Consider the following 11,873-nt stretch of genomic DNA (forward strand, 5'->3'; position numbering starts at 1 on the left):
TTATTTCTTATAATAGCATATAAAGGTTTGAATTTTGATAAAATGTTGTGGTATTCTTTAATTTATGTCGCAGGATTACAAGAATACTCTTAATTTACCGCAGACAGGATTCCCTATGAAGGCAAATCTTGCTGAAAGGGAGCCTGCAATTTTAAAATTCTGGAAAGAAAATAGGATATACGAGAAACTTCAGGACAAAAACAGGGCTTCTGGTGGAAGATGCTTCATTCTTCATGATGGGCCTCCCTATGCTAATGGGCATATTCATATCGGGCATGCGTTAAACAAAATTCTCAAAGACATAATTGTTAAATATCATTCAATGCTCGGGCAGTACTGTCCTTTTGTTCCTGGATGGGATTGTCATGGTCTGCCAATTGAGCTACAGGTAGATAAATCACTGGGAAAAGAAAAAGAAAATATTGATATTTTTAAAAAACGGCAGCTCTGCAGGGCTTACGCTGAGAAATTTATAAATATTCAAAGGGATGAGTTTATCCGTCTTGGAGTTTTTGGTTACTGGGACACCCCTTACATAACTATGTCCAATGACTATGAAGCCACAATTGTAAGAGAGTTTCTTACCTTTTTTAAAAATGGTTATGTTTATCGTGGCAAAAAGCCTGTTTACTGGTGCCCTTCCTGCGTAACAGCACTGGCTGATGCAGAAGTTGAGTATGCTGATAAGGAGTCTCCATCAATATTTGTAGCTTTTGAAGTTATTGATAAAGAGAAGTTGTCAGTTAAAGAATCTCCAGTGTATATAGTAATATGGACAACAACTCCCTGGACTTTACCTGCAAATCTGGCATTAGCTGTTCATCCAGATTTTGATTATGTTGGAGTTAAAAGTTCAAAAGGTGTGCTTATAATAGTTAAAGAAGCAATTAAGAATTTAAAAGACAAAGTTGATGTAGATGAGACACCTCTTTTTGAAATTAAAGGTAGAGATCTTGAAGGAATAAAAGCTAAGCATCCTTTCATAGATAGAGTTTCAAAAGTGGTAGTGGCTGATTTTGTTGAAATAGGCGAAGGCACTGGTGTGGTTCATATAGCACCAGGACATGGAGAGGAAGACTATGAAGTTGGTTTAAAATACGGACTTGACATTTACGCTCCTGTTGATGATAGAGGAAGATTCACAGAGGATGTTCCTTATTTTGCAGGGGAAAATGTTTTTAAAGCAAACAGAGCAATAATAGAGCATATGAAGAAAAATAACTCACTTCTATGGGAAGGCAGTATTAAGCATTCTTATCCCCATTGCTGGCGGTGTAAAAAACCAATTATTTTCAGGGCAACAACTCAGTGGTTTATTTCAATGAGCCATGGCGAACTTCGTAAGAGGGCTCTTGCAGAGATAGACAAAGTCAGATGGATTCCTTCATGGGGTAGAGATAGAATTTATTCTATGGTAGAAAAAAGACCAGATTGGTGTCTTTCCCGCCAGAGAGCATGGGGCGTGCCGATTACATTATTTGTCTGTAAAAAATGCGGATATATAATAAATGATGAAAATTTATTTGACAAAATTTGTAGTCTTGTTGAAATGGAAGGCTCTGATGTATGGTTTAAACTCAACCTTGAAGATTTAATGCCCGGGTATAGCTGTCCAGAATGTGGTTCGAAGGATTTTCAAAAAGAAAAAGACATTCTTGATGTATGGTTTGACTCTGGAGTAAGTCATGCAGCAGTTCTTGAAAGAAATCCTCTGCTAAGCTGGCCAGCTGATATGTATCTTGAAGGAAGTGACCAGCACAGGGGATGGTTTCAGAGTTCATTAATTGCTTCACTTGGGAACAAAGGAAGAGCACCTTATAGAATTGTTCTTACCCATGGATTTACAGTTGATGGGCAGGGAAGAAAGATGTCCAAATCTCTTGGAAATGTAATAGCTCCACAGGAAATTATAAAAAGTAACGGAGCTGATATTGTAAGATTATGGGTTTCTGCAGAAGATTATAGAGATGATATAAAACTTTCCCAGGAAATTCTTTCAAGACTTACAGAGGCTTACAGAAAAATAAGAAACACATTGAGATATCTTCTTGGAAATATCCATGACTACGATGGTAAAGATTATTCAGACTGTCTTCTTGAAATAGACAGATGGGCAATGATGAGGCTTCAAAAACTAATTAAAAAAGTGAGAGCTGCTTATGAAAATTTTGAATTTCATCAAGTTTTTCATGCAGTTCATAATTTCTGTGTTACTGATATGAGTGCCTTTTACCTTGATATTTTAAAGGACAGGCTTTATACATTTAAATCTGACTCATCAGAAAGAAGGGCAGCTCAATGGGTTTTGTATAATATTGCAGAGTCTCTTATTAAATTAATTGCTCCAATTCTTTCATTTACAGCAGAAGAGGCATGGCAACATCTTCCTTTCAGGAAAACAGAAAGTGTATTTTTAGAAAAAATGCCAGAAGTTAAGGAAAATTTCATTGATGAAGAGCTTCAATTGAAATGGGAAAAACTGATTGAGATAAGGGATGAGGTTAATAAAGCTCTTGAGATCGCAAGACAGGAAAAATTTATAGGAAATTCTCTTGAGGCAAAGGTGGTGCTTTCTGTTAATGAAAAATTAAAGAGCTTTTTAGAACCTTACTATTCGTTTTTACCGACTTTATTTATTGTCTCCCAGGTGCAATTAATAGACTCTCAGGATACTGAATTTACCGTTACAATAGAAAAAGCTGAAGGAGCTAAATGTCAGCGCTGCTGGAATTATTCTGCCATGGTTGGAAAGCTTGAAATTCCTGATGTATGTCCAAGATGTTATCATGTCCTTAAAAATTCATAAAGCATTGATTTTGATTTTTCTTGTTGTTTTCTTTGATCAGCTTACAAAGTATCTTGCTATTAAGTTTTTAGCTCCACGGGGAGTAATTAAGCTTTTACCTTTTTTTAATCTTGTTTATGTTGAAAACACAGGCACAGCCTTTGGAATGTTTAAATTTTTAGGTGCAGGATTTTTTATTGTAATTGCTTTATTTGCTATAGTATTTCTTATTTATATGTATTTCAAGGATTCTCAAAACTGGTTGATTTACTCACTTATAATTGCAGGAGCTTCAGGAAATATTCTTGACAGGCTTATTTATGGTTATGTTATAGATTTCATAGACCTTCATCTGAAAAATCTTCATTGGCCAGCTTTTAATGTGGCGGATTCAGCTATAAGCATAGGAATTGTTCTTTTTCTTTACAAGAGCCTGAAAAAATGAGGATTTTTACCTACTCAGAGGAAGAAACAAAAATTCTTGGTAAAATGCTCGGAAGTTTTGCACAGAAACAGGGAATAAAAGTTATAGCTCTTTATGGAGAAATGGGAGCTGGTAAAACTATTTTGACAAAAGGAATTGCTTCATCATTTGGTATAGAGGAAAAAGATATAGCAAGCTCAAGTTTTGTAATAGTTTCTCATTATCCAGAAGCAGACTTCTGTCATATTGACCTTTACAGGCTTGACAATGTAAAAAATGAAGATATTGATTTATGGGAATACTTTGAAGTTTGTACATGTGTAATAGAGTGGGCTCAGAGACTCAGTGATTTGCCTGAAAATGCTTTAAAGATTAAAATAGATTTAGTTGATGAGACAACAAGAGTTTTTGAGATGGAGATTTAAATGTTTAAAAAACTTTCAATTCTTTACAAGGAAAATGATAATTCAGCCATTGAAACAGCCATTAAAGTTCAGGATTGGCTGAAAAATAGAGGCGCTGAATGCATAGTTTTCCATTCTGTTGGAGTTTTTTCCAGTTTTAATCATTCTGAAATAATGGCAATTCAAAGTTCTGATGCAGTTGTTGTTCTTGGTGGAGATGGAACAATGCTCAGTGCTTCCAGACTTATTGGAGGAAAAAAAATTCCCATAATTGGAATAAACATGGGAAGGCTCGGATTTATAACAGAAATTCCAAAAACTGATTTATTTAATTCCCTGGAGCAGATATTTTCAGGAGATTATGAGATAGAAGAAAGAAGCATGATAAATGCTCAGGTTCTGAGAGATGAACACATAGTCAATGAGTATCTTGGACTTAATGACATTGTAATTGGTAAAGGTATAATGGCAAAGATTTCAGACTTTGGTTTAATCATAAACAATATATATGTTTCCACAATAAAGGCTGATGGAATAATAATTTCTACACCAACAGGTTCAACAGCCTATAATCTCTCAGCAGGAGGTCCTATTCTGTATCCCACATTAAAAGGCTTAGTATTCACAACAATATGCCCCCATACATTGACTGTTAGACCTATTGTTCTACCAGACGATTTTGTAATTGATGTGGTGATTTCTTCGCATGTTAGAGACATATTTTTAACAGTAGATGGACAGATTGGTTTGCCTTTGCAGAAAAATGATAAAGTTAGATGCAGGATAGCTGATGAAAAAACTTATCTTATTGCACCTCCAAGGAGAAATTATTTCAGAGTTTTAAGAGAGAAGCTGAGATGGGGCGAAAGATAGACAATATAGTTGATATCCTGAATTTTTATAAAAATCTTGGCTTTAAAGATCTACCAGGGCAGTTTGTTCAATCTTTGTTGGAGCAGTTTTCTGAAGAAGCATTTCCAGCGAACTATGATGAATCTTCAGAACATGGACAGTTAGCCATTGAGAAATTGAGTGACGAAATCAGACAATGTAAAAAATGTCCTTTGAGCAATTCAAGAAAAAATCCTGTATGTGGTGAGGGTTCTATTAATGCAAAACTAATGTTTGTTGGTGAAGCACCAGGAGTTGATGAGGATTTGCAGGGCAGACCTTTTGTTGGTGAGGCAGGTAAACTTTTAACAAGCTTAATAGAAAAAATGGGATTTAACAGAAAAGATGTTTATATAACTAATACTGTAAAATGTCATCCTCCAATGAATAGAGATCCTTTAGAAAGTGAAATTTTAGCGTGTTTTGATTATCTAAAAAGAGAGATAGAAATAGTTTCTCCTCAAGTAATTATGTGTCTTGGCAGAGTGGCAACCTATACATTAATGGGTATGGATGGAAAACTAAAGGATTTGCATATATCTAGAATAAGAGGAAAAGTTTTCTTTTACAATCAAATTCCTGTTATCCCCACATTTCATCCAGCTTATTTACTTAGAAACAGAAAAGATAAATGGCTTACATGGCAGGATGCACAGGAAGCTTTAAGGAGGATTAAATGAAGGTTTTATGGGCACCATGGAGAATTGAATACATACTTGGACAGAAAGAAAAGAGATGCATATTCTGTGACAAACCAAAAGAAGACAGAGACAGAGATAACCTGATTCTTTACAGAGGCAAGCTTTCTTTTATTATTATGAATAAATACCCTTATAACTCAGGACATCTTATGGTTGTGCCATACAGACATGTTCATACTCTTGAAGAACTGAATACAGAGGAACTCACAGAGTGTATGATTCTTACTGTTAAATGTTTGAAATGTCTTAAAAAGGTAATGCATCCTGATGGATTTAATATAGGACTTAATATAGGAGTTGTAGCATCTGCAAGCATTGATGAGCATCTTCACTGGCACATTGTTCCCAGATGGGCAGGAGATGTGGGATTTATGACCATACTTGAGGATGTGCGGGTAGTACCAGAGCATATCTTTGTAACCTATGACAAACTCTATCCATGTTTCAAGGAGGAAGAATAAATGCAGATAGAAGACAAAATCAGAAAAGCCTATGAAGATTCAATCAGGGTTAAGGAGCAATTTTTCAGAGAAAATATAAAGCTGATTAAAGAAGTTGCTGAAATTATTGCAAAAACTCTTAATGAGGGCAGTAAAATTTTAATTTTCGGTAATGGTGGAAGTGCCACAGATGCCTCACACATTGCTGCAGAGTTTGTTAACAGATTTAAAAGAGAAAGGCCAGGACTTCCAGCAATTGCTTTAAATACAGATATGGCTGTGATTACAGCAATAGCTAATGATTATGATTATTCTGAAGTTTTTTCAAAGCAGATTAAAGCATTGGGAACCTCAGGGGATATAGCAATCGGAATAAGCACATCTGGCTCATCAAGGAATGTTATTAAAGCAGTTGAGGTAGCTAAAAAAAGAGGACTTAAGACAATTGCCTTTACAAGCATAAGAGGTGAAAAACTGATTTCAAAAGTTGATTACGCTTTTGCTGTTCCGTCAGAGGATACTCCAAGAATTCAGGAAACTCATATTACTCTTGGTCACATTCTGTGCGAACTTGTGGAAGATATATTATTTGAGCTTCCAGCAACTAAAAAGAAAGTGAAATAATGATAGTCATAGGTATTGACCCTGGCAGCAGACATTTTGGCTATGGAATAGTGGATACTTCAGCGGGGACTGGAGCAATTCAAAATTCAAATTTCAGAATTCAAAGTTCAAACTCCAATGACATAAGATTAATCCATGCTGACACTATAAATATTTCTCACAATGTAAGCCTGCCAGAAAGACTTAAATTTATTTATGAATCTCTGTTAGAGGTAATTGAAAAATACAGTCCCTATGAGATGGCTGTAGAGAAAATATTTGCAGGTAAAAAAATTCCTTCTTCCTTTGTTCTTGGATATACTCGGGCGATAGCTTTTTTAGTTGCAGCTCAAAAGCAAATTTCTGTTTATGAATATAGCTCTACTGAGATAAAAAAAGCTCTTACAGGATATGGAAGAGCTCACAAGGCTCAGGTCAAAAGCATGGTACATAATTTTTTAAGCATTGATAAAAAAATTTCCTATGACTGTGCTGATGCTCTGGCTGTAGCAATATGCCATATTCATTCAAGGAAGCTTTTAAAAGTGTTAAAATAAATAAATGCTTGACTTTATAAAAGGTAAAGCTGTTACAGTTAAACCTGACAGAGTTGTTATTCAAACAGGCGGTCTTGGTTATTCAGTAAAAATACCAGTTAGAATTGCCAGATACATTAATACAGGCGAGGAAATTCAGATTTACACTTCTTTGATTTTAAAGGAAGAACTTGTAGAGATTTATGGATTTTTAGATAGCTCTGAAAGGGATCTGTTTCAGGAATTGATAAAAATTTCTGGTATTGGTCCAAAAATGGCAATAAACATTCTTTCAACCTATGATAAAGAAACTCTTTATAAAACCATTGAGCAGCAAGACATAAAATCACTGAGTAAGATTCCAGGAATTGGTAAAAAAACTGCTCAGCGAATTTTTCTTGAATTGAAAGGAGTGCTGCCTTCTTTAACATATGAAAAAGATCAGAAATATGAAGATGTTTTATCAGCTCTGGTAAATCTTGGATATAAAAGATTGCAGGCAAAGGAAGTTCTTGATAAAATTTATGATAATGAAAAAGACGAAGCAACAATAATCAGAGAGTCCTTGAGCATCTTAGCAGGGAAAGATGGAAAATAATGAAATTTTAGATATAACACTCAGACCAAGAACATTAAAGGAATTCATAGGTCAGAAAAAAATCAAAGACAATATAGAAGTTTTTATTAAAGCAGCTCTTATAAGGCAGGAACCTCTTGATCATGTTCTTTTCTGCGGTCCTCCTGGACTTGGAAAAACAACTCTTGCAACAGTGATAGCAAATGAACTGGGTGTTAACATTAAAAGCACATCCGGTCCTGTTCTTGAAAGAGCAGGGGATGTGGCTGCAATTCTTACAAATCTGTCTGATAGAGACATTTTATTTATTGATGAAATTCACAGGCTTCCAAGAGTTGTTGAGGAAATACTTTATCCTGCAATGGAAGACTTCACCCTTGATATAATTATTGGGCAGGGACCTTCTGCTCGTTCAATAAAGATAAATCTTCCAAGATTTACACTTATTGGAGCTACAACAAGAACAGGCTTGATTACATCTCCTTTGAGAGACAGATTTGGTGTTGTATTCAGGCTTGAGTTTTATAATCCTGAGGAGCTTAAAGAGATTGTACAAAGATCAGCAAAAATTTTGGGAATTTCCATAAATGAAGATGCTGCAATGGAGATTGCAAGAAGGTCTCGTGGAACTCCAAGAGTGGCAAACAGACTGCTTAAAAGAATAAGAGATTTTGCGCAGGTTCAGGATAAAGAAATAATAGATTTAGATATAGCAAAACAGGCTCTTACAGCAATGGATGTTGATAATTACGGACTTGACGAGATGGATAGAAAAATTTTGTTGACGATAATTGAAAAATTTAATGGTGGTCCAGCAGGAATTGAGTCAATTGCAGCTTCTTTAAGAGAAGACAAGGATACAATTGAAGATGTTTATGAACCCTATCTAATGCAGGAAGGATTCATTGAGAGAACAGCAAGGGGGAGGGTGGCTACCCGACTTGCTTATGAGGTTTTAAAAAGAAAGGTTCCTGAGAGGTTGTTTTGATGAAAATACTGCTTCATACATGTTGCAGCAATTGTGCTATTTATCCTTTGGAGGTTCTTACAAATAAAGGATTTGATGTAATTTTATTCTGGTATAACCCAAATATCCATCCCTATACTGAATACAGAGCAAGAATTGATTCTTTAAAAAAGCTTGAACAGCTCTGGAGCCTTAAAGTTATTTATGATGACAATTATAGAGAATTTTACAAGTTCTTAAGAGCTGTGGTAGGGAAAGAAAAAGAAAGATGTGAAATATGTTATAAAATGAGACTTGAAAGGACAGCTGAAAAAGCTAAAGAACTTGGAATTGAAAACTTTACAACCACTTTGCTGGTAAGTCCATATCAAAAATTTGATAAAATAATAGAGATTGGAATTGAGATAGGCAAAGACAACACTGTTAATTTTATTTCTGAGGACTTTAGAGGATGTTTCAGAAAAGCGATGAAAACAGCAGCAGAGCTTGAACTTTACAGGCAAAAATATTGTGGGTGCATATATTCAGAGGCTGAGAGATATTTAAAAAGGATAGATTATGAATGAGATTGGAAAGTTTTTAATTCTTGTTGGAATAATAACAGTGGTAATAGGTTTAATTCTGATGCTGGCTGGGAAAATTCCTTTCATTGGAAGACTTCCAGGTGATATTGTAATTGAGAAAAGAAACTTTGTGTTTTACTTTCCCTTAGGCACATCAATACTTTTAAGCATTATCCTCAGTTTAATATTTTACCTTTTAAGCAAAAGATGACCATGAAGAGAGTAATTTTATCAATTCTGATTACATTGTTCTTTACTGTTCAGGTCTATGGAATGGATAAAAACGAGAATTCTTTTATAAGAGTTCTTATAGGAGATAGAAGACCTGCTTTGAATGATTTAAAAAAAATAAAGAAAGTTTCAGCAAAAACAATTATAGATGGTTCAACCTATTCTGGAGAAATTGAGATATGGAAAGGGTCTGAAGGATATTTTTTGATAAATGTTGTTCAGCTTGAAGACTATGTAAAAGGAGTGGTGGCATCAGAAGTTGGAATTGACTGGCCAGAGGAAGCTTTAAAAGCACAGGCTGTTTTGGCAAGAACCTATGCGGTGGCGCACATTATCAGAAACAGAACTAAAAATTTTTACGATGTTACATCTTCAGTGTTTCATCAGGTTTACAGAGAAGATGAAGAAAAAGAAGAAGTGAAAAAAGCTGTTAATGATACAAAAGGTCAAATACTTACCTATCAGGGCGAACCTGTAATGGCTTTTTATCATGCATGCAGTGTAGGACAAACTGAAGATCCTCAAGAGGTTTTTGGAAGACAGTATCCTTATTTGAAGCCTGTAAAAGTTCCTTCAACCCCTTCACCTTATACCTTTTGGGAAAAAAAGATTTCTTTCAATACTCTTAAAAGTGTTTTATCAATGGGTAAAATATCTGATGTTAAAATATTGAATTATACATCTACTGGAAGGGTAAAAGAGATTGAATTCAGTGATGGAAAAAATAAGAAATTAATAAAAGCCACTGAATTAAGAAGACTTCTTCACTGGACAGCTCTTCCAAGCACAATGATTAAGTCTATTAGAGTTGAAGAGGATGGAGTTGTTTTTGAAGGAAGCGGATATGGTCATGGAGTAGGGATGTGTCAGTGGTGTGCTTTTCAGATGGCGCAAGAAGGAAAAAATTATAAAGAAATACTTCAGTATTTCTATCCCGGGACAGAAATAATAACAATCAATGAAAATAACTGAACTCGATTATTCTTTACCAGTAGATCTAATTGCCCAGTATCCTTTGCCAGAAAGAGATAAAGCTCGTTTAATGGTTTTACACAAACAAACAGGACAGATAGAGCATAAAATTTTTTCTGAAATCGTAGAATATTTTTCCAGAGGTGATATGCTTATCATCAATAATACAAAGGTAATTCCTGCAAGAGTTATCGGGAAAAAACCAACAGGAGGCAAAATAGAAATTCTTCTTGTTAAGCAAAAAAAAGTTTCCCATGATTGTGTAATCTGGGAAGTAATGACAAAGTCAGGATATGAAGGTGAGGTTCTTATTGATGAAGTTAAAGCCGAAATCAAAACTAATTGTGATGGAAAACAGATTGTTTTCAGGATGACTCCTCAGGATGTAAAAAAACTTATAGATAAAAAGGGTTTTATGCCTTTACCTCCCTACATTAAAAGAAAACCTGAGGATTCTGACAGACATTACTATCAAACAGTTTTTGCAAAGGCGAATGGTTCTATCGCAGCACCTACAGCAGGGCTTCACTTTACAGAGGAACTTCTTAAACACATTGAAAATAAAGGTGTTAAACTGAGAGAGATAACTCTTCATGTGGGAGTTGGAACTTTTAAACCAATTAAAGTGGAAAACTTAAAGGAACATACAATGGATGCTGAATATTTTGAAATACAAAGAGCTCTTGTAGAAGAAGTAAATTTAGTTAAAAAGGAGGGAAAAAAAATTTTTGCAGTAGGCACTACAACAACAAGAGCCCTGGAAGGTTATGCTTCTGGAAAATACGAAGATATGGGCTCTGATGAGCATAAAATAAAAGGTAGCACAGATATTTTTATTTATCCAGGGTATAATTTTAAAATTGTGGATGCTTTAATTACAAACTTTCATTTGCCAAAATCAACTCCTCTTGCTCTTGTTTATGCGTTTTGTGATATTGATAAGGTTAAAAAAGCCTATAAAGAAGCCATAGAAAAGGGGTATAGATTTTTTTCCTATGGTGATGCTATGTTAATCATATGAAACAAAAAAGTGAGGAACTTTTAGTGATAAATAAAAAGATATTTTTCTTGATATTATTTGGAATTGCTGTGCTTGGAATTATTGTTGGGTATGTTATTGGATATATTACAACTCCAGTAAAGGAAATTTATGTTAGCAAGGCGGACAATTCTGAAAAAACTGTGTTATCAACCACTGTAGGAACAGCCTTTGCAAAAAAACAGGAAGACTCTACTGCAAAGACTGAAGTCAAGCAGGAACAACAAGTCCAGCAAACTAATGAAAAAGATAAATTAAAACCAGAGATTGAAATAGCACAAAATACTGTGCAGACTAAACAGGTTGAGACAAAGAGTCAAACTTCAGAACAAAAGGTTAAAAAGCAGGATTTTGAAAAACCTGTAAAGTCAATTAAATATAAAACTCATAAACAAATTTTTTATACAATTCAGGTTGGCGCTTTTTCAGATATAGTAAATGTTCAAGAATTACAGAAAAGACTTAAAGAAAGAGGGTATGAAAGCTTTCTTGTAAAAGAGGATTTGTATAAAGTGAGAATAGGTAAATACAAAAAATTTTCTCAAGCAAAAAAACTCTCCCAGGAATTGCATTCTAAGGGATTTGAAAATTTTATACTTAAAATAACTTATAAAGGAGGCAAGCCATAGCACGCATATTAGAGCTTGATGAAGAAAGAGAATATCCCTTCATTCATGGAGGTCTGGACAAAATATTCACTCTTATAGAAGAGGCATTGAATGTTACTTTAAGTGTGAGAG

Annotated in this window: 15 protein-coding genes; all 15 read left to right on the top strand. The window is 34.6% G+C overall.

Features of this window, described 5'->3' with window-relative positions; genetic code table 11:
* Positions 1 to 64 precede the first annotated feature (64 nt).
* Genes ileS through V4D31_RS03920 form a run of 15 tightly spaced genes read left to right on the top strand, consistent with a single transcriptional unit; the run spans position 65 to position 11,762 of the window.
* The gene (gene ileS, locus V4D31_RS03850; RefSeq protein WP_353686926.1) at positions 65 to 2,806 is read left to right on the top strand and encodes an isoleucine--tRNA ligase; all 2,742 of its coding nucleotides are present in this window, start codon (positions 65 to 67) and stop codon (positions 2,804 to 2,806) included.
* Positions 2,787 to 3,230 (top strand): signal peptidase II, encoded by a 444-nt coding sequence (lspA, locus tag V4D31_RS03855; protein ID WP_353686927.1) that lies wholly within the window; start codon positions 2,787 to 2,789, stop codon positions 3,228 to 3,230. Before ileS ends, lspA begins: the two co-directional genes overlap by 20 nt.
* Entirely contained in the window at positions 3,227 to 3,634 is a 408-nt protein-coding gene (gene tsaE, locus V4D31_RS03860) for a tRNA (adenosine(37)-N6)-threonylcarbamoyltransferase complex ATPase subunit type 1 TsaE (RefSeq protein ID WP_353684973.1), read from the top strand. Before lspA ends, tsaE begins: the two co-directional genes overlap by 4 nt.
* On the top strand, positions 3,635 to 4,486 hold the full coding sequence (locus V4D31_RS03865; RefSeq protein WP_353686928.1) for an NAD(+)/NADH kinase: 852 nt from the start codon (positions 3,635 to 3,637) through the stop codon (positions 4,484 to 4,486).
* Positions 4,471 to 5,184 (top strand): uracil-DNA glycosylase, encoded by a 714-nt coding sequence (locus tag V4D31_RS03870; protein WP_353686929.1) that lies wholly within the window; start codon positions 4,471 to 4,473, stop codon positions 5,182 to 5,184. Before V4D31_RS03865 ends, V4D31_RS03870 begins: the two co-directional genes overlap by 16 nt.
* Complete coding sequence (locus V4D31_RS03875; RefSeq protein ID WP_353686930.1) at positions 5,181 to 5,666, top strand: HIT domain-containing protein; 486 nt, start codon at positions 5,181 to 5,183, stop codon at positions 5,664 to 5,666. Before V4D31_RS03870 ends, V4D31_RS03875 begins: the two co-directional genes overlap by 4 nt.
* Positions 5,667 to 6,269, top strand: a complete 603-nt coding sequence (locus tag V4D31_RS03880; protein WP_353686931.1) for a D-sedoheptulose 7-phosphate isomerase — start codon at positions 5,667 to 5,669, stop codon at positions 6,267 to 6,269. It abuts the gene before it with no gap.
* Positions 6,269 to 6,805 (top strand): crossover junction endodeoxyribonuclease RuvC, encoded by a 537-nt coding sequence (ruvC, locus tag V4D31_RS03885; RefSeq protein ID WP_353686932.1) that lies wholly within the window; start codon positions 6,269 to 6,271, stop codon positions 6,803 to 6,805. The genes V4D31_RS03880 and ruvC overlap by 1 nt, the downstream gene beginning before the upstream one ends.
* Before the next feature lie 4 nt (positions 6,806 to 6,809).
* A complete protein-coding gene (ruvA, locus tag V4D31_RS03890; protein WP_353686933.1) occupies positions 6,810 to 7,382 on the top strand; it encodes a Holliday junction branch migration protein RuvA in 573 nt (190 codons plus the stop codon).
* Positions 7,372 to 8,349 carry a Holliday junction branch migration DNA helicase RuvB gene (ruvB, locus tag V4D31_RS03895; RefSeq protein ID WP_353686934.1) on the top strand — a complete coding sequence of 326 codons (978 nt, stop codon included), beginning with the start codon at positions 7,372 to 7,374 and terminating at the stop codon, positions 8,347 to 8,349. The genes ruvA and ruvB overlap by 11 nt, the downstream gene beginning before the upstream one ends.
* Complete coding sequence (locus V4D31_RS03900; protein WP_353686935.1) at positions 8,349 to 8,894, top strand: epoxyqueuosine reductase QueH; 546 nt, start codon at positions 8,349 to 8,351, stop codon at positions 8,892 to 8,894. The genes ruvB and V4D31_RS03900 overlap by 1 nt, the downstream gene beginning before the upstream one ends.
* Positions 8,887 to 9,102: a DUF2905 domain-containing protein gene (locus V4D31_RS03905; protein WP_353686936.1), complete on the top strand. Its 216-nt coding sequence runs from the start codon at positions 8,887 to 8,889 to the stop codon at positions 9,100 to 9,102. The genes V4D31_RS03900 and V4D31_RS03905 overlap by 8 nt, the downstream gene beginning before the upstream one ends.
* Positions 9,103 to 9,104: 2 nt before the next feature.
* Positions 9,105 to 10,094 (top strand): SpoIID/LytB domain-containing protein, encoded by a 990-nt coding sequence (locus tag V4D31_RS03910; protein ID WP_353686937.1) that lies wholly within the window; start codon positions 9,105 to 9,107, stop codon positions 10,092 to 10,094.
* Complete coding sequence (gene queA / locus V4D31_RS03915; RefSeq protein ID WP_353686938.1) at positions 10,081 to 11,115, top strand: tRNA preQ1(34) S-adenosylmethionine ribosyltransferase-isomerase QueA; 1,035 nt, start codon at positions 10,081 to 10,083, stop codon at positions 11,113 to 11,115. Before V4D31_RS03910 ends, queA begins: the two co-directional genes overlap by 14 nt.
* A complete protein-coding gene (locus V4D31_RS03920) occupies positions 11,112 to 11,762 on the top strand; it encodes an SPOR domain-containing protein (protein ID WP_353686939.1) in 651 nt (216 codons plus the stop codon). The genes queA and V4D31_RS03920 overlap by 4 nt, the downstream gene beginning before the upstream one ends.
* Positions 11,763 to 11,873: the final 111 nt, after the last annotated feature.

It is taken from the genome of Thermodesulfovibrio sp. 3462-1, from assembly GCF_040451425.1.
Lineage (GTDB): Bacteria > Nitrospirota > Thermodesulfovibrionia > Thermodesulfovibrionales > Thermodesulfovibrionaceae > Thermodesulfovibrio > Thermodesulfovibrio obliviosus.